This window comes from Variovorax sp. H27-G14 (assembly GCF_046156345.1).
GTDB lineage: Bacteria > Pseudomonadota > Gammaproteobacteria > Burkholderiales > Burkholderiaceae_C > Variovorax.
In genome coordinates, this window is record NZ_JAYLVN010000011.1 from 176,271 (window position 1) to 194,347 (window position 18,077).

At 67.6% G+C, this 18,077-nt stretch carries 14 protein-coding genes and 1 pseudogene; 8 read left to right on the top strand and 7 right to left on the bottom strand.

The genetic code is table 11. The annotated features are described in order from the left end of the window. Positions 1-124: 124 nt before the first annotated feature. Positions 125-1,036 (top strand): LysR family transcriptional regulator, encoded by a 912-nt coding sequence (locus VLK31_RS23645; RefSeq protein WP_409170895.1) that lies wholly within the window; start codon positions 125-127, stop codon positions 1,034-1,036. 18 nt (positions 1,037-1,054) lie between these two features. Here VLK31_RS23645 and VLK31_RS23650 read toward each other — a convergent pair whose 3' ends face one another. Further along, positions 1,055-1,597 (bottom strand): DsbA family protein, encoded by a 543-nt coding sequence (locus VLK31_RS23650; protein ID WP_409170896.1) that lies wholly within the window; start codon positions 1,595-1,597, stop codon positions 1,055-1,057. 76 nt (positions 1,598-1,673) lie between these two features. Continuing rightward, positions 1,674-2,576: a helix-turn-helix transcriptional regulator gene (locus VLK31_RS23655; RefSeq protein WP_409170897.1), complete on the bottom strand. Its 903-nt coding sequence runs from the start codon at positions 2,574-2,576 to the stop codon at positions 1,674-1,676. Between the two features lie 371 nt (positions 2,577-2,947). Here VLK31_RS23655 and VLK31_RS23660 point away from each other — a divergent pair, with 371 nt between their 5' ends. Then, a complete protein-coding gene (locus VLK31_RS23660) occupies positions 2,948-4,009 on the top strand; it encodes an adenosine deaminase (protein ID WP_409170898.1) in 1,062 nt (353 codons plus the stop codon). On the opposite strand, the gene VLK31_RS23665 is transcribed toward VLK31_RS23660, so the two are convergent. Further along, positions 3,970-5,292 carry an MFS transporter gene (locus VLK31_RS23665; protein ID WP_409170899.1) on the bottom strand — a complete coding sequence of 441 codons (1,323 nt, stop codon included), beginning with the start codon at positions 5,290-5,292 and terminating at the stop codon, positions 3,970-3,972. The genes VLK31_RS23660 and VLK31_RS23665 overlap by 40 nt on opposite strands. 464 nt (positions 5,293-5,756) lie before the next feature. On the opposite strand from VLK31_RS23665, the gene VLK31_RS23670 reads away from it, so the two are divergent. From VLK31_RS23670 to VLK31_RS23680, 3 genes and pseudogenes are all read left to right on the top strand, one after another. After that, positions 5,757-6,284: a helix-turn-helix domain-containing protein gene (locus VLK31_RS23670; RefSeq protein WP_409170900.1), complete on the top strand. Its 528-nt coding sequence runs from the start codon at positions 5,757-5,759 to the stop codon at positions 6,282-6,284. A 97-nt stretch (positions 6,285-6,381) separates the two neighbouring features. Next, positions 6,382-8,928 (top strand): annotated as a pseudogene (locus VLK31_RS23675) (penicillin acylase family protein). 207 nt (positions 8,929-9,135) lie between these two features. Then, positions 9,136-10,191 carry a LysR substrate-binding domain-containing protein gene (locus VLK31_RS23680; protein WP_409170901.1) on the top strand — a complete coding sequence of 352 codons (1,056 nt, stop codon included), beginning with the start codon at positions 9,136-9,138 and terminating at the stop codon, positions 10,189-10,191. Positions 10,192-10,289: 98 nt separating this feature from the next. On the opposite strand, the gene VLK31_RS23685 is transcribed toward VLK31_RS23680, so the two are convergent. Together VLK31_RS23685 and VLK31_RS23690 are read right to left on the bottom strand one after the other, a co-directional pair. Then, positions 10,290-10,640 (bottom strand): RNA recognition motif domain-containing protein, encoded by a 351-nt coding sequence (locus VLK31_RS23685; protein WP_409170902.1) that lies wholly within the window; start codon positions 10,638-10,640, stop codon positions 10,290-10,292. A gap of 100 nt (positions 10,641-10,740) precedes the next feature. Beyond that, complete coding sequence (locus VLK31_RS23690; protein WP_409170903.1) at positions 10,741-10,965, bottom strand: hypothetical protein; 225 nt, start codon at positions 10,963-10,965, stop codon at positions 10,741-10,743. 380 nt (positions 10,966-11,345) lie between these two features. Here VLK31_RS23690 and VLK31_RS23695 point away from each other — a divergent pair, with 380 nt between their 5' ends. Next, positions 11,346-13,805 (top strand): penicillin acylase family protein, encoded by a 2,460-nt coding sequence (locus VLK31_RS23695; RefSeq protein ID WP_409170904.1) that lies wholly within the window; start codon positions 11,346-11,348, stop codon positions 13,803-13,805. A gap of 6 nt (positions 13,806-13,811) precedes the next feature. Here the strand turns inward: VLK31_RS23695 and VLK31_RS23700 are convergent, their stop codons facing one another. Further along, the gene (locus tag VLK31_RS23700) at positions 13,812-15,098 is read right to left on the bottom strand and encodes an MFS transporter (protein ID WP_409170905.1); all 1,287 of its coding nucleotides are present in this window, start codon (positions 15,096-15,098) and stop codon (positions 13,812-13,814) included. A 180-nt stretch (positions 15,099-15,278) separates the two neighbouring features. Continuing rightward, positions 15,279-15,890 (bottom strand): MOSC domain-containing protein, encoded by a 612-nt coding sequence (locus VLK31_RS23705; RefSeq protein WP_409170906.1) that lies wholly within the window; start codon positions 15,888-15,890, stop codon positions 15,279-15,281. 112 nt (positions 15,891-16,002) lie between these two features. Between VLK31_RS23705 and VLK31_RS23710 the strand changes: the two genes are divergently transcribed. Both VLK31_RS23710 and VLK31_RS23715 read left to right on the top strand, forming a co-directional pair. After that, on the top strand, positions 16,003-16,950 hold the full coding sequence (locus VLK31_RS23710) for a GlxA family transcriptional regulator (RefSeq protein WP_409170907.1): 948 nt from the start codon (positions 16,003-16,005) through the stop codon (positions 16,948-16,950). A 116-nt stretch (positions 16,951-17,066) separates the two neighbouring features. Then, positions 17,067-17,909, top strand: coding sequence for an SDR family NAD(P)-dependent oxidoreductase (locus VLK31_RS23715; protein WP_409170908.1), 843 nt, complete (start codon positions 17,067-17,069; stop codon positions 17,907-17,909). The last annotated feature ends 168 nt before the right edge of the window (positions 17,910-18,077 follow it).

An 18,077-nucleotide genomic window follows, 5' to 3' on the forward strand; every position in this document is an offset into this window, starting at 1 on the left:
GAGCAGTGACACGAACCCATGCTAGGAGCCACAACCCCATGCAACAAGCGCAATGTTTAGAATCCTGCGTTGCCGAATCGGCAATCGACGTGCCTCGTTCACGCCGCGTCACTCAAGGACTTTCATGCCGCTTCGTGCCTTGCAGGAAACCGCCGTTCGCTACTTTCTCGAGGTGGTGAAGACCGGCTCGGTGAAGGAGGCGGCGCTCAAGCTCAACGTGGCGCCCTCGGCGGTGAGCCGGCAGGTGGCGCGGCTGGAGCGCGAGCTGGACACGCTGCTGTTCGACCGCCATGCGCGTGGCATGGTGCCCAACGCCGCCGGCGAAATGCTGGCCGCGCATGCCAAGCGGGCGCAGCAGGACATCGAGCGAGTGGTCAACGACATTGCCGGTCTGCGCGGTCTGCGCAGCGGCCATGTGCGCGTGGCCAGCACCGAGGGCTTTGCCTTCGACTTTCTGCCCACGCTCATTGCGCGTTTTCGCCGCAAGCACGAGGGCATTCGCTTTCACCTGGAGGTGTGCGCGCCGGCCGATATTTCGCGCCGGGTGCGCGACGGCGAGGCCGACGTGGGCATCACGTTGAGCGCGTTGCCCGAGCCCGGCATCGAGATCGAGCTGCGCCACCCCAGCCCCATATTGGCCGTGATGGCCAAGGACCATCCGCTGGCCGTGCAGCGGCAACTGGCGCTGCGCCAGGTGGTGGCGTACCCGCTGGGGCTGCTGCAGGAGGACAGCTCGATCCGCCGGCTGCTCGACGCCAGTTGCGCGCGGCAGGGGCTGCGCTATGCGCAGGCCATGTCGAGCAACCATGCCAATGCGCTGCTGAGCTTTGCGGCGGCCGGGGGCGGCAGCATCGCCTTCTACGGCGCGCTTTCTATGCGCACGCTGCTGCAAAGCAAGGCGCTGGTCGCCATTCCGCTGAAAGACCGCGAGATGAACGAGCGCCACCTGGCGATCGAAACCATGGCGGGGCGCTCGCTGCCCGATGCGGGCAAGGCCTTTGTGCGCTACCTGGTGGAGGCGGTGAAAGCCACCTGAGCCCCCCGGGTGCGCGGCTTACTTCAGCGCGCGCTCCACCGCATTGCGCAGGTGCTCCAGCCCGAACGACACGTCGGTGAACTCGCCGTTCACATAGAAGCTGGGCGTGGCGCGCACGTTGAGCCGGCGACCGATTTCCACTTGCTCCTGCACGCGCTGGCGGTAGACGTTGTCCTTCAGCTCGTTCTCGAAGCGCGGCATGTCCAGGCCGAGCTGGCGGGCGTAGGTGTCCAGGTGGGCGGTGTCCAGGTGGCTCTGGTGGGCGAAGAGCAGGTCGGCATAGGGCCAGAACTTGCCCTGCGCGCCGGCGGCCTCGGCGGCTTCCGCGGCCAGCTCGGCATGCGGATGCACCTCACGCAGCGGAAAGTGCCGGAACGCAAAACGCAGCTGGTGGCCGAAGTGCGACAGCAGCATCTGCACGGCCGGGTGTGCCTGGCGGCAGGACGGGCACTCGAAGTCGCCGAACTCGATGACGGTGACCGCGGCGGAGTCCGGCCCGAGCACGTGCTCGGTGGCGCGGTCGGGGGTCAGGAGGGGATTGGCGTGAGGCTGTGCGCTCATGAGGGCCTTGCTGGGTGAGTGAAAGAGAAGGTGCTTGAACGGCAGAGCGGCAGACCGAAAGGCAGTGCAGGACGGCTCAGCGCGCCACCCGCATCTTGCGCCGCCAGGTGCCCGGCGGCGCGCCCATGTACTGCGAGAACACGCGCGTGAAGTGGCTCTGGTCCGAGAAGCCGCAGCACGCGGCCACGTCCGCCAGCGGGCGCTCGAAGTCCATCAGCAGCGCCTGCGCGCGCTCCAGCCGCTGCGCAATGAGCCACTGGTGCGGCGTCTGCCCGGTGGTCTCGCGAAACGCGTGAATGAAATAGCTGCGCGACAGGCTGCAGGCGTCGGCAATTTCTGCGATGGAAATGGCGCCGTCGATCTTGTCGCGCAGCATCTCCTTGGCGCGCGCCTCGTGCGAGCGCGAGAGCACGCGGTGCGTGCGCGGCGCGTTGGCCGGCGCGGCGTGGCCGTGCATGTCGACCAGGTAGCTGGTCATGGCCAGGCAGACCTGGTCGATGAAGAGCAGGCTGGCGTGGGCCGGGTGTTCGAGCGCGGGCGTGAGGGCGGCCGCAAGGTGGGCGAGCACGTCGTCCCGCACGGCCGTGACCTGCGCGAGGCCGCCCATGCGCGGGCCCTGCTTCTCGTCGATGGCGCGCTCCAGCGCCGCGTGCGAAATTTCGAGCAGCACAAAGTCGAAGCCGCTCTGCATGTCCGCGCGGTAGCGCTCGCGAAAGTCGCGGATGTAGACGCTGCCCTTGGCAAAGTCGTGGTTCACCGCGTGGTGCTCGTGAAAGATGCGCCGGCGGTGGCCGTCGCGCAGCGAGATGCCGACCAGCACGCCGCGGCCGCTGGCGGCGGTTTCTACTTGCTGGCGATCGGGGCTGTCGACGGTCTTGCGGTAGACCCGCACGCCATCGGCGGCCAGGTCCTGGTCGGCCTTCAGGTGGTCGGCCATGCAGCCGAGCGTGTCCTTGGGCGGGGCGATGGGGGCTGGCATCGGCATCGACATTGGCACCGGCGCGCAGGCGGGTGCCCTGGCCTGCGGGCCAAGGGAGTTTCTTGCGGCGACGGGGCTGCTTTCTGCGCGCATGAACTTGGAAATACGAGAAACGGAAGGGTCGGGAGCAAAACTGGACAACTGTCCGATTAGCGGTCCTGAGGCGGATTATGGATAGAAGTTTTGCACGCTTTCTTGAAGTTTTTGATGGGTACCTACGGGATTTCGGGCTTGCGGACTTTTATTCGATGGTTTAGGCATTTGGCGCGCCAGGTTGACTGCCACCCATCAGCTTTTGCGTATCGCGCAGCCCGCGCCAGCCTTTATGCTGTGCCCGATCACAAATGCAGCAGCACCCGCTGCTCCCCACCATGACCGATTTCCGCCCCACCTACGACACGCGTTTCGACCGCATCGCCGCCGACCGCCTGCCCGCGCTGCTGTGTGCCATGCCCAAGGCCGAGCTGCACATGCACATCGAAGGCTCGCTCGAGCCCGAACTCATCTTCGCGCTGGCCCAGCGCAACGGCGTGTCCATTCCGTACGCCAGCGTGGAAGAGCTGCGCAAGGCCTACGCCTTCACCAACCTGCAGACCTTTCTGGACATTTACTACGCCGGCGCCAGCGTGTTGTTGAAGGAGCAGGACTTCTACGACATGGCCTGGGCCTACCTGGAGCGCGCCGCCGCCGACAATGTGGTGCACACCGAAATGTTCTTCGACCCGCAGACGCACACCGCGCGCGGCGTGGCGATGGAAACCGTGGTCAACGGCCTGCACCGTGCCTGCGTCGACGCGCAGCCCCGGCTGGGCGTGAGCGCCTCGCTCATCCTGTGCTTCCTGCGCCACCTGAGCGAAGAAGAAGCCTTCGAAACGCTGGAACAGGCGCTGCCGTTTCGCGACAAGTTCATCGGCGTGGGGCTCGACTCCAGCGAGGTCGGCCACCCGCCGGAAAAGTTTGCGCGCGTGTTCGCGCGCTGCCGCGAGCTGGGCCTGCACCTGGTCGCGCATGCAGGCGAAGAGGGCCCGCCGGCCTATGTGTGGAGCGCGCTCGACGTGCTGAAGGTCGAGCGTGTCGATCACGGCGTGCAGAGCGCGAAAGACCCGGCGCTGATGCAGCGGCTCGCGCAAGACCGCATTCCGCTCACCGTGTGCCCGCTGTCCAACCTCAAGCTCTGCGTGTTCCCCGATCTGGCGCAGCACAACCTGGGCGCGCTGCTAGACGCGGGCCTGGTCGCGACCGTCAACTCCGACGATCCGGCCTACTTCGGCGGCTACATGAACCAGAACTTCACGCAGACCTTTGCAGCCACCGGCCTGAGCGTGCGGCACGCGTGGCAGCTTGCGGCCAACAGCTTCGAGGGCAGCTTCATCGACGAGGCGGCCAAGCGCGCCTATGTGGAGCGACTCAACGCGGTCTTCGAGAGCTTTTGATCTGAAGCGACCGGCCGCGGCACCAGCAGCGGCATCGCCACCAGCGCGCACGCACTGGCGGCCAGCCACACCAGCGGCCAGCCCTGCAGCGCCAGCAGATGCGGAATTGAAAGCGGCGTGACAAAGCACACCAGAAACACGCTGGTGTTGGCCATGCCCAGTGCGGTGCCGGCCCGCGCTGCGCCGGCCAGCGTGGCCAGCTCGGTGTAGGCCACGCCGTGCCAGGCGGACACGCACACACCGCTCGCGCCCAGCAGCAGCACCAGCGCGATGCGCAGCGCCGGTGAATCGGCGGCATGCGTGCCCGCGGCCATCACCAGCAAGGCCAGGCCTGCGAACAGCGCCACGCTGAGCATGCTGCAAGCGCGCAGGTAGGCGGGCCGGTTGCGGCGCCGGTCGGTCCAGCGGCCGCTCCACACGCGCAGCACCATCGCACCCACCTGCACGCACACCATCGTCGCGGTGATGGTGGCCAGGCCCGCATGGCCGAAATCGTGCAGGAACACGGTGCCGAAAGACAGCACCGCGAACTGCGGCGCGCAAAGTATGCCGATGCCCGCGACGATGCGCCACACGCGCGCGTCGTGCAGCGGGCCGGTCCTTGGCGCGGAGGCTTCAACGGTGTTGCTGTTGCTGCTGCGCGGTGCGATCGGTGGCTCGTGCACCCAGGCCCAGCTCATGGCCGCGCTCAGCACGCACAGCAGCGCGAGCAACCCGTACAGCGCGGCAAAGCCGAAATGCAACGCGACGAAGGGCAGCACCAGCGCGCCGATGCCGCCGCCCAGCGGCACGGCCGTCTGTCGGATGCTCATGGCCAGCCCGCGCTCGCTGGCGTCGAACCAGGTCATCACCGCGCGCCCGCTGGCGCCGTTCACGCTGCCGCCCAGCAGGCCGACCAGCAACAGCCCCGCGGCCAGCCAGCCCAGGCCGGGCACGTGCCCCGCCACCGGTGCGGCCCACAGCGCCATGGCGACCAGCGCGACGGCCGTGCTGCCCAGGCCCATGAGCAGCACCGGGCGGTCGCCCCAGCGGTCGGTCAGCAGGCCCCAGGGCAGCTCGCTCACGGCAATGCCCAGGCCCATGAGGCCCAGCACCAGACCGAGCGTGGCGTTGTCGAGCCGGTAGCCGGTGCGCATCAGCACGGCGGTCATGGGGATGCCGCTGAAGGCCACGGAAAAGGCCGCGTTGGCGGCCACGCCGGCGGCCAGCACCTTCCAGCGGTGGCGCGGCGGCGGTGCAGGCGATGCATCTGAAGAAGATAAGAGCGGAGGCGAATGTGTCATGTTGCGCCGCAGTGTCCGCCGTTGGCAAGGTTTTGAAAATCAGAAAATAATGCGCCCATCGTCCTGAAAATAAGGACGATCGAAAAGGACGCGACATGGAGCCAGGTGATGCTCGATCTCGACCTGCTGCGCCGCTGTCGCCGTGTGCGCAGCCGCGTGGGAGGCGGTGCGACAGCATGTGCAGGCGGCTACTGTGCCAATGCACCGAGGGGCGCCAGCCTTCACCAGACCTTCAGGGTGCTCCACCAGAATTCGCCGCTTGGGGACAAAGCAAGGGCGATACGGCATGGCCAACCAGAAGAATTTCCTGCACCTGTGGGATGACAGGTTTCTCTATATCACGCCGGCGATCCAGTCTGGGCTGACGGCGCGCTCGTCGGCCACGCTGCTGGCGTCGGTCAGCGGCCATCCGTTCACGCTCGAGGCGGCTGACGGCACGCGCGTGCGGTGCACTGCCGCGCTGCATGGGCGGCCACGGCATTCAGCCCGTCGATGCGCGCCGCTTCGGTCGCCTGCGCGACGACTTCGACCCCGCGCAGCGCGGCTTGCTCAGCGACAGCCAACTGCAGGCGCTGAGCGCGAAGATGGTGGAGGCGATCACCGAATGGCCGGAGCGCGCGACGCCGATCGACCAGCGCATTGCGCGCGTGCTGCAGTGCATCCGCGAACACACGGGCCAGATCGCGCTGAAGGAGCTGTCGACGGTGGCCTGCCTCTCGCCCGACCGGCTCACCCACTTGTTCGCGGAGCAGGTGGGCGTGTCGGTCAAGCGCTATGCGCTGTGGAGCAAGGTGCGGCGCACGGTGCAGCAGTTCACCGGCCACCGGCCGCTCACCGATGTGGCGCTGGTCGGTGGCTTCACCGATGCGGCCCACATGAGCCGCACCTTTCAGCGCTACTTCGGCCTGCCGCCGTCCTTCCTCGTGAGCCAGGTGCAGGTGACGGCGGACGCGCAGGCCTCGCATGCGTGGGGCCGCGCCACGCTTCACTGACCGGCCGCGCGACAACAGCGGCTGCGTTCAAGCCGCAGCCGGGCGCGCTGCCTAAGCTGCAAACGCTTCGTCAAAAGAGCATCAACTGGAGACATCAATGACACAGACATCCTCGCGCGGCGTTGTGCCGCGCTACCTGCTTGCGCTGGCCGCGGCGGCCGTGCTCACTGCCTGCGGCGGCGGTGGAGGCGGCAACGGTTTCTGGCCCGTGCCGGGCACGGGCACCGTCAACCCACCCACCAATCCACCCACCAACCCACCGGCAGAAGGCATCTACAAGGCCGAGATCCGCCGCACCGCCATGGGCGTGCCGCACATCAAGGCCGACAACTGGCCCGGCGTGGGCTACGGCTACGGTTTTGCACAGGCAGAAGACGACCTGTGCACGATGGCCGACTCGTTCCTCACCTACCGCGGCGAGCGCTCGCAGTACTTTGGCGCCGACGCATTGCCGCCGGCCAGCAGCACCATTGCGCAGCCGAAGAACATCGACTCCGATTTCTTCAACAAGCAGGTGATCTCGCCCGACGTGCTGCAGAAGATGATTGCGGCGCAGCCCGACAACCTGAAGCAGTTGGTGGAGGGCTTTGCCGCCGGCTACAACCGCTACGTGCGCGACATCAAGGCCAGCGGCACCGCGCACGCAGCCTGCCGCAGCGAAGCCTGGGTGAAGCCGATAGCGGCCGAGGACATCTATCGCCGCATGTATGCGGTCAACCTCGCGGGCGGCTACAGCAACTTCGTGTCGAACATCGCCAACGCTGCGGCGCCCGCCGCGGCGGCGCCGACCAGGCTGTCCGCGCGCAGCGGCAAGAAGTCGGCGGCGCAGCTCGCGGCACTGAACATCAAGGTGCCCGAGCTGCAGGTGGGCGGCCACGAGGGCGTGGGCAGCAACGTGATCGGCTTCGGCACCGCGGCCACTGGTGACGCCAGCCCGTTGCTGTTCGGCAACCCGCACTGGTACTGGCGCGGGCCCGACCGCTTCTACCAGGCGCAGCTCACGATTCCGGGGCAGCTCAACATCAGCGGCACTTCGTTCCTGGGCATTCCGGTGATCCTGATCGGCTTCAACGACAACGTTGCGTGGAGCCACACGGTGTCGACGGCGCGCCGCTTCGGCTTCTTCGAACTGAAGCTCGCATCGGGCGACCCCACCAGCTACATGCGCGACGGCAAGGCCGTGAAGATGCAGGCGCTGAACATCACGGTCAACGTGAAGCAGGGCGACGGCAGCGTGGCGCCGGTGACGCGCACGCTCTACAAGTCGGAGTACGGGCCGATGATCGATCTGTCGGGCTTTGGCGCGCCGTTCGCCTGGAGCCAGACCACCGCCTTTGCAATTCGCGACATCAACGGCGAGAACTACCGCTCCTTCAAGAACTGGCTGCGCTGGAACCAGGCCAGGTCGCTGGACGAATTCATCGCCATCCAGCGCGAGGAGTCGGCCATTCCGTGGGTCAACACCGTGGCCGTGGGCCGCGACGCGGCCAAGGCCTGGTATGCCGACATCGGCGCGGTTCCCAATGTGTCCGCCGACCAGGTGGCGAGCTGCACGACGCCGCTGGGCGCCGCGGTCAGTGCCCGGCTGCCGCGCACGCCGTTCTTCGACGGTTCGAAGAGCGCATGCGACTGGCAGACCGATGCCGACTCCGCGCAGAAGGGCGCCATTGGCCCGGCGCGCATGCCCAGCCTGCTGCGCGGGGACTACGTCGCCAACATGAACGACAGCTACTGGCTCGCCAATCCGAAGGCACCGCTGACCGGCTTCCCGGACATCATGGGCCCGGCGGGCACCGAGGCCGTCACCTTCCGCACGCGCCTGGGCAACCTGATGGCGCAAGGGCGAATCGACGGCACCGACAGCCACGGTGCCAAGGGCGCCACGGCGGACACAGTGAAGCGCATGGTGCTGGACAGCCGCGTGCACACGGCCGAGCTGTTCAAGGCCCAGGTGCTGGCCATGGTGTGCGCAACGCCGATGATCACCGTTGCGGCAGACCCGCAGGACGGCGCCGCCATCGGTCGCGACATTGCCACGGCGCCGGCCTGCGCCGCGCTGCAAGCCTGGGACAGCACCGGCACGCACACTGCCAGGGGCGCGCATCTGTGGGACGAGTTCTGGGCGCGCGTGGAGCTGCAGTCGCCGGGCACGCTCTACAACGTGCCCTTCAGCGCAAGCGATCCGGTCCACACACCGCGCGACTTGAAGCCGGGTGCCGCGGCAGCGCTGCAGCAGGCCTTTGGCGCGGCCATTGCGCGTGTGGAGGCGAGTGGCTACGCGTTCGACGCACAGCGCGGCGACTACCTGTTCGTCACGCGCGGCGGCAAGAAAATACCGCTCTACGGCGGCTGCGACGAAGTGGGCTACTTCACCATCTCGTGCTCGGAAAATCGCCTGGACAAGGGCGGCTACACGATGGACGGCAACCCGAACGGCAACAGCTAAATGCAGATCGTGCGGTTCCCCGCGGGCGGAGTGGAGGCGCACACCTTCCTGACGTTCTCGCAATCGGACGACCCTGCTTCCGCGCACAACGCCGACTACACGCGCGCCTACAGCGAGGGCAAGTGGCTCAAGGTGCCGTTCTCGGAAGACGAGATCAAGACCGACGCGGACTACCGCAGCGAGACGATCCGGGAGTAGCGGCTGACTGGCGACCAGCAGCGGCCCCTGCGGCCAGCACCTTTCGGCGGTGGCGGGGCGGCGGTGCAGGCGCTGCATCTGAAGAAGACAGGAACGCAGGCGACTGCGTCATGTCGCGGCGCTGTGCCCGCCGTTGCCAAGGTTTTGAAAATCAGAAAATAATGCGCTCATCGTCCTGAAAATCAGCACGATCAAAAAGGACACGACATGAGCCAGGTGATGTTCGATCTCGATGTGCTGCGCACCTTTTCAACCGGCATTGCGCTGGGCAGCTACGCGCGTGCGGCCGACAGGCTGGGCCGCTCGACCTCGGCCGTGAGCGCGCAGTTGAAGAAGCTGGAGTCGCAGGCCGGCACCGTGCTGTTTCGCAAGGCAGGCCGCGGGCTGCAACTCACAGATGCCGGCGAAACCCTGCTCGCCTACGCGCACCGCATGCTCGAGCTCAACGAAGAAGCCAGTGCCGCCATGCGTGGCGCCGACCTGCAGGGCTGGGTGCGCCTGGGCCTGCAGGAAGACTTCGGCGAGACGCTGCTGCCCGCGGTGCTCGGGCGTTTTGCGCGCGCGCATCCCAAGGTGCGCATCGAGGCCTGTGTGGCGCGCAGCGGCGAGTTGCGCGAGCGGCTCGAGCTCGGCCAGCTCGACCTGGCGTTGGCCTGGGACGCGGGCGACCAGCCGTTGTCGCCGTATGCGGAGCGCGTGGCGCGGCTGCCGTTGCTGTGGATCGGCCCGCGCGCGCCGGAGCGGGTCGAGGCCCCCTGGTGGACCGAGCGCGAGCACCGTGCCGGCGGCGCGCGCCAGCCCAAGAGCAAGGAGCCGCTGCCGCTCGTGATGCTCGACGCGCCGTGCCCGCTGCGCGAGATCGTCATCACCGCGCTCGACCGCGCCGGCCTGCCGTGGCGCCGCGCGTTCGGCAGCGCGAGCCTGGCGGCACTGTGGGCCGCCACGTCGGCCGGGCTGGGCCTGACGGTGCGCACGCCGTTCGGGCTGCCTGCGCATGTGCGCACGCTGGACCGCACCACGCTGCAGTTGCCGGCGCTGCCGCAGATATCGCTGGTGCTCTACCGCGCGCAGGCCCACGCGGAGGCACCGGCGAGCCGGCTGGCCACGCTGCTGCTGGAGGCGGTGCGACAGCATGTGCAGCCCGTGGCGATGCCGATGCGTGAGAGCCCGCTGCCGGAGACAAAGACAAAAGCAAAGGCACAAGCAGCAAAGGCACAAGCAGAAAAGCGTGGCTACGCACAACTTCCTGCATCTGTGGGATGACCGGTTTCTGCAGCAGGCCGCCGTCGGACCCTAGACTCAGAGGACGAAAAAAAACCGGCCTGGGCCGGTTTTTTCAGACGCCTGGTTCAGGGCTTGGTTCAGTAGCGACCGCCACCAAAGCCGCCGTTGCCATAGCCGACGTCCGAGCGTTTGGATGCGCCGTAGCCGGCAGCGCTGTAGCCGCCCGCGCCGCCACCCTCTTCGCGGGGACGGGCGAGGTTGACCACGATCGAACGCCCGTCGACGGACATGCCGTTCAAAGCGGTAATGGCGGTCTGAGCGGCTTCTGCAGAGGCCATTTCAACAAACGCGAAGCCCTTGGAGCGGCCGCTTTCGCGGTCCATCATGACCTTGGCCGAAGACACTTTGCCGAATTCGGCAAAGTTGCTTTCGAGGATGGCATCGGTAACGGAAAAGGGCAGGTTGCCCACGTAGATTTTGGTGCTCATGGAAGGAGCCTTTCTGAATGAAGGTGCGCGACGGCTGCCGCACGGTTGAACTCGGATCTTCGGATCTGAAGTCCGCAGCGAGGGGCAAGGTGAACGGAAGTTATGCCAGCGGATCACCAGCACTTGGAAGATGCGGCTTGCACGTCTGCAGCCAGGCCTGCGTGACTGCAAGAAGCCGTGCGGCTTCGCGCGAGGCAAAGGCGTTTTCGAGCTGGAACACGCGGCAGGGGCTGGCGCTGCTCCGGGATCGATGGACCGAGAAGGAGGCGCGAAAACGGCCGCAATCGGTCGGGTGTGTCGAGGGCGAAACGACGAACTTGCCCATGGAAATGCCGATATTTGAAATCTAATTCATCCGGGACCGCACGCTTGAATCAACCGTGCGTGAGCCAACTAGGAACTCGTTTGGCTGCAGCTCTACAGACCAAAAGGCGACGATTGTCGCAACACCACGCCTGTGTAAGCACATTCGCTTCATGAACAGGCGGTGCAGTACGGAACAGAGAGAACCCGTTGCCGCTGCAGCCTGTCGATTATAACTACGGTCAGCAATAAACGTCGATCATCGGACTGTTTGGTGTTAAAGGGCGGTGTCGGGCGCACCCGATGGCTGCCGCAACCCAGGGTCTTAAGATCGGCGGTGGACGCGCCACGCACGCTCACTGCCCACGCAGCTGCGTTCCTTATTCATTACAGGAACTCAGCATGCGCGTTGAATTTTCGTGCGGCCTTCGGCCGCTTTTTCTTGTGCCCCTGGCTTTGGCCCTGGTGGCCTGCGCCGGCGGTACCGACCGTGCGGCATCCGGGCAGCCCCCCACGTACCAGGCCGAGATACGCCGCACCGCCATGGGCGTGCCGCACATCCGCGCCAACGACTGGGCCGGCGCCGGCTATGGCTACGGCCATGCGCAGGCGCAGGACGACCTGTGCACCATGGCCGAGGGCTTCGTCACCTTCCGTGGCGAGCGTTCTCGGTTCTTCGGCGCCGAGGCGCAGATACCGGCCAACAGCACCATTGGCCGGCCGAAGAACATCGACGCCGATTTCTTCCACAAGCAGGTGCTGACCGACGAGGCGGTGGACGCGATGGCGCGCGCGCAGCCCGCGAGCATCCAGCGCCTGGTGGAGGGCTTTGCCTCGGGCTACAACCGCTATCTGCGTGACCTGAAGAACGATGCCGCCGCGCATATGGCGTGCCGCGACCAAGCCTGGGTGCGCCCCGTGAGCGCGCAGGATATTTACCGCCGCATGTACGCCACCAACTTGGCGGCGGGCTACAGCAACTTTGTCGCGAACATCGCGACGGCGGTGCCACCGGGCGCAAAGATGGCCTTGAGCGACGCACAGGGCGACGCACAAGGCGAAGCACAGGGCGACGCACCAGCGCAGCCCTTCGCCATGGAGGTCGGCGGCGCCGCGGGCGTGGGCAGCAACGTGATCGGCTTCGGCACCGCGGCCACCGGCGACGCCAGCCCGCTGCTGTTCGGCAACCCGCACTGGTACTGGCGCGGCCCCGACCGCTTCTACCAGGCGCAGATCACCATTCCGGGCCAGCTGGACGTGAGCGGCACCTCCTTCCTGGGCGTGCCGGTGATCCTCATCGGCTTCAACCAGAACGTGGCCTGGAGCCACACGGTGTCGGCGGCGCGGCGCTTCGGGCTGTACCAGCTTCAACTGGTGCCCGGCGACGCCACCAGCTACCTGCGCGACGGGCAGCGCGTGAAGATGCAGGCCCGCGCCATCACCGTGAACGTGAAGCAGCCCTCGGGCGCCATCGTGCCGGTGACGCGCACGCTCTACACGTCGGTGTACGGCCCGCTGGTAAACCTGGGCGCCATCAACCCGGCGCTGGCCTGGAGCGAGACCACGGCGTTTGCCATGCGCGACATCAACGCCGACAACTACCGCACCTTTCGCACATGGTTGCGCTGGGGGCAGGCCAGGTCGCTCGACGAGCTGATGGCCGCGCAGCGCGAAGAGGCTTCCATTCCCTGGGTCAACACCGTGGCCGTGGGCCGTGGCAGCGCCAAGGCCTGGTATGCCGACATGGGCGCGGTGCCCAATGTGTCGCCCGCGCAGGTGAAGGACTGCACCACGCCCGCCGGCCAGGCCATTGCCGCCGTCATGCCGCGCGTGCCGGTGTTCGACGGCGCGCGCAGCGCCTGCGACTGGCAGACCGATGCCGATGCGGTGCAGCAGGGCGCCATCGGCGCGTCGCGCATGCCCAGCCTGCTGCGCGAGGACTACGTCGCCAACATGAACGACAGCCACTGGCTCGCCAACCCGAAGGCGCCGCTCACCGGCCACCCGGCCATCTTCGGCCCGACCGGCGAAGAGGCGCTGACCTACCGCACGCGGCTGGGCCATTTGATTGCGCAGGGCGTGGGCACCCACGCCACGGTCGACACCGTGAAGCGCGCCGCCTTGAACAGCCGCGCCTACACCGCCGAGCTGTTCAAGGCCCGCGCGCTGGCCATGGTGTGCAACGTGCGCCGCATCGCGGTCAAGGCCGATCCGCAGATCGCCGAGGCGTTCTCGCCGCCGCGCAGCGTCGACACCGGCCCCGCCTGCGCCGTGCTGAAAGCCTGGAACAACACCGGCCTGGCCGACGCACGCGGTGCCCATGTGTGGGACGAGTTCTGGGCCCGCGCCGAGCTGCTGCCCGCCGCAAAGCTGTATGCCGTGCCCTTCGACGCGCGCGACCCGGTCAACACCCCGCGCGGCCTGCAAGCCGCTGCGGCCGAAGACCTGCGCCAGGCCTTTGGCGCGGCCGTGCTGCGCGTGCAGGCCAGCGGCTTTGCGCTGGACGCGCCGCGTGGAAGCACGCTGTTCGTGACGCGCAACGGCCAGAAGATTGCACTGTCGGGCGGCTGCGACGACAGGGGCTACTTCACCATCCTGTGCTCGGACAACCGCCTCGACCAGGGTGGCTACAGCATGGACGGCAACCCCAACGGCAACAGCTACATGCAGATCGTGCGGTTCCCTGAAGGCGGTGTGGAGGCCCACACCTTTCTGACCTTCTCGCTGTCGGACGACCCCGCATCCGCGCACCACGCCGACTACACACGCGCCTACAGCGCCGGCCAGTGGTTGCGCGTGCCGTTCACCGAAGCCGAGATCAAGGCCGACGCGGACTACCGCAGCGAGACGATCCGGGAGTAGCGCTGACTAGCGACCCGCAGCGCCATCGCTCGCCTGCCGCCGACTGGCGAGCCAGTTCCACCCCGCGCCTGCAGCCATCAGCACGCAGGTGCCGAGGAACACGGCGCGCATGCCGATGTGCCCGCCCACAAAGCCGCCCAGCAGCGGCCCGGCGACCTGGCCCGTGTACTGCGCCGAGGTCGAGTAGCCCAGCATGTTGCCGGCCACCCGCTCCGGCACGCTGTGGCGGATCACGCTGGCAATGCAGGGCAGCAGCCCGCCCAGCGACAACCCCATCAAGAAGCGCAGCACCACCAACTGCCAGCCCGAGGTGACGAAGGCCTGCGGCACCAGCAGCAGCGCCGACACCGCCAGGCAGCCGACGATCACGTTCCAGTGCCCCACGTGGTCGGCCAGCTTGCCCAGCCGCGAGGCCGACAGGATGCTGCCCAGCGCGGCGGCAGACATCACCAGGCCGGCCATCATCGTCACCCGGTTCGGGTCTTCGACCAGCGTGGCCACGTAGACGGTGATGATCGGCTCGATCGACATGTTCGCCAGCATCAGCAGCATGCCGGTGAACAGCATCGCGACCAGCGGGCGCTTGTCGGGCACGGCGGCCCAGCCGGTGTCGCTGGCTTGCTGCCCGGCTTTGTCGGTGGGCGCCTTCTTTGGTTTCCTGTCCTCGCGGATCAGGAAGGCGGTGGCCAGAAAGGCCACGAAGATCATGGCGCCCGCCGCAAAGAAGGTCGCGCGAATGCCGATGAGCGGCGGCAGCACGCCGCCCACCAGCGGCCCCACCAGGTTGCCCGCCATGATGGCCGACGACATGGTGCCCAGCGCCCAGCCGGTGCGCGCCTTGGGCGTTTGCGTGGCGACCAGCACCATCGAGCCCGAGGCATAGCCGCCCAGCAGGCCGGCCAGCAGCCGCAGGCCCACCAGCTGCCACACATTGGCCGCCAGGCCGATCAGCGCCATGGCCACCGCCATGCCCAGGCTCGCGCGAATCAGCATCGGCTTGCGCCCGTAGCGGTCGGCCAGCCGGCCCCACAGCGGCGCGACCAGCGCGGCACTGAGAAAGGTGGCCCCATAGGCCGCACCCGACCACTGCACGATGGCCGCATGGTCCTTCACGCCCAGCTGCTCGACGTACAGCGGCAGAAAAGGCAGCAGCAGCGTCATCGCGATGATGGTGGTGAACGAGCCGAACATGCACACCGCAAGGTTGCGCTGCCAGTGCATGTGGGTATGAGGGGCTGCCGCGGCGTTGGGTGACGGCGTGGCGAGGGCGATGGGAGTGGTGGGGCGCGTCATGGGCAGCGGGCATTGTGTGGCGGCATGGGGCCCGTGGCGCTTGCCGGTTGGTGGTGGCACCCATCGCGAGCGGCGGCGGCGGAACGTTGCCCCGATGGGGCTCGTCGTCAATTCAAAGTGGCGCTTTGTGGGGCCTGAATTGCCGGTTGAAATTCCGCAAGAATCGGGGAAAAATTACTTTCAAATCAACAACTTATTGATTTTTGATGCCGGTTCAGTTGCCGGTTCAGTTGCCGGTTGGATTTCCGGTCGGCTTTCCGGCTTGGCATCCAACTCATTCGCCCTCGCCCGGCAAACCACCTCATCCCCCACGCGCACCACCCCACCCTGCAGCACCCGGGCCGTCAGCCCGCCGTGCCCGCGAATCGCGTTGTACGCGCCGGGGCCCAGCGCTTCTTCCATGCGCGAGCAGGGCTCGCACGGCCCGCTGATCTCCAGCACCACGTCGGCGCCGATGTGCAGCGCCATCGGCTGGTCGCGGAACAGCGCGCGCGCGGCCAGCAGGTTCAGGCCCGACACCACGAAGTTGCGGCGCAGCACGTCGGCACCCACCTCGGCCAGCGCACAGAGCGAGGCAATGACCGGCAGGTGTTCGGCCTGCAACAGCGTGACCTGCCGGCGCCCGCCGGGCTTGGCCGCGCTCGCGCTGCGGTCGCCTTGCAGGCCGCGGCCTTCGATCACGAAGGCTTGCTCTACCGCTTGCACCGGCGCACGGCGCGCGGGCCTCAGCAAGATGGTGTCGAGCCGGCCGGGCCGGGGAAACTGTCGGGTCAATTCGCGAAGATCGGGCATGGGGTGATTGTGCGCAGGCCCGTGTGCATGGCCCTGCGGCCGATAAGGTGGACCGGCGGACGTTAGCCTCCGCGTCTCGATCAGCAAGCAACCCTCCTTTCAGGACATGGCCATGAAACGCATCGGCGTGCTCGTTTTCCCCGGTTTCCAGATTCTCGACCTCGCCGCCATCGCCGCCTTCGAGCTTGCCAACATGCATGCGGGCAAGCCGGTCTACAAGGTCGAGCTGCTGTCCGAGGCCGGCGGCCTGGTGGCCAGTTCGTCGGGCGTGACCACCGGCAGCAAGCGCTTTGGCAGAGCCAGGTTCGACACGCTGCTGATGACGGGCGCGCTCACCATCGAGCCCACGTCCGAGAAGATGTGCCGCTTTCTGCGTGCCGGCCTGCGCAACGCGCGCCGCGTGGCCAGCATCTGCACCGGCGCCTTCGGGCTGGCCGACGCGGGCCTGCTCGACGGGCGCCGTGCCACCACGCACTGGGCCTTTGCGCACGAGCTGCAGCAGCGCCACCCCGGCATCAAGGTGCAGCCCGACCGCATCTTCATCAACGACGGGCCGGTGTGGACCTCGGCCGGCATGACGGCGGGCATCGACCTGGTGCTGGCGCTGGTGGAGGAAGACATGGGCGTGGAGGCGGCGCGCTTCATTGCGAAGAAGCTGGTGGTCTATCACCGCCGCGCGGGCGGGCAGTCGCAGTACTCCGCGCTGCTGGAACTGGAGCCGCGCTCCGACCGCATCCAGCAGGCGCTGGTGCATGCGCGCGCCAACCTGCGCGATGTGCTGTCGGTGGACGAACTGGCCGAGGTTGCGCACCTGAGCCCGCGCCAGTTCAGCCGCGCCTTCAAGGCCGAGACCGGCCAGTCGCCCGCACATGCGGTGGAAAACCTGCGCGTGGAAGCGGCGCGCGCGCTCATCGACGAAGGGCGCCTGGCGCTGGGCGTGGTGGCCAGCGAGACGGGCTTTGGCGACCCGGAGCGCATGCGCCGCGCCTTTCTGCGCACGCTGGGGCAGCCGCCGCAAAGCGTGCGCCGGGTGGCGCGGCAGCAGGGCGCCACGGCCTGAACCTTGCGCCGAGACGAATGGCCTGAAAGGTGGCTTATATGACATTACGCCATAGCTTCCAAAGAGGAAACTTCCCCCATGCCACACAACGACGTGGCCAACAAAAGGAAGTTTCCATGACTGCAATCACTCAGGGCACCGCCCTCATCACCGGCGCATCGTCTGGCATTGGCGCCGTGTACGCCGACCGCCTGGCCCGCCGCGGCTACGACCTGGTGCTGGTCGCGCGCAACGGCGAACGCCTGCGCGCGCTGGCCGACCGGCTCACAGAGCAGACCGGCCGCAAGGTCGAGCCGCTGGTGGCCGACCTGACAGACGCCCAGGGCATTGCGCGCGTCGAGGCCGTGCTGCGCACCCACCCCGGCATCACGCTGCTGGTGAACAACGCCGGCGTGGGCGCCACCGCGCCGCTGCTGGCGTCGGACATCGACAAGATGGAAGACATGATTGCGCTCAACGTGAACGTGCTCACGCGGCTCACCTACGCGGCGGTGCCCGGCTTTGTGGCGCGCGGCGCGGGCACGCTGGTGAACATTGCCTCCATCGTGGCCATTTCGCCCGAAACGCTCAACGGCGTGTACGGTGCCAGCAAGGCCTATGTGCTGGCGCTGAGCCAGTCGCTGCAGCACGAGCTGGCCGACAAGGGCGTGCGCGTGCAGGCGGTGCTGCCGGGCGCCACCGCCACCGAGTTCTGGGCCACCGCGGGCCTGGCGGTGGAGCACTTGCCGAGCGAGATCGTCATGAGCGCCGAAAACATGGTCGATGCGGCGCTTGCGGGGCTCGACCTGGGCGAGCAGGTGACGATTCCCGCGCTGCCGAGCCAGGACGAGTGGAACGCGTTCGAGGCGGCACGCCGCGCGATGTCGGGCCGGTTGTCGAGCACCGCGCCAGCGGCGCGGTACGCCGTGGGCACGAGCAAGGTCACTGCCAAGGTCACGGCCGCCGCCATCTCAGGGTAAGTCTGTCCCCATCGCGGCAGACAGACGCCGCGGCCTTGCCTGCTTACGCTCCCCTTCAGACATTTGCCCGGCAACGGGTTCCTCTGACTTGGGAGCGTGTGTTTGAAAGCAGCAGCTGGCATCAGGAGCCTGGAAGACATTCGCGAGATTGAATCGCGGCCTTACGCG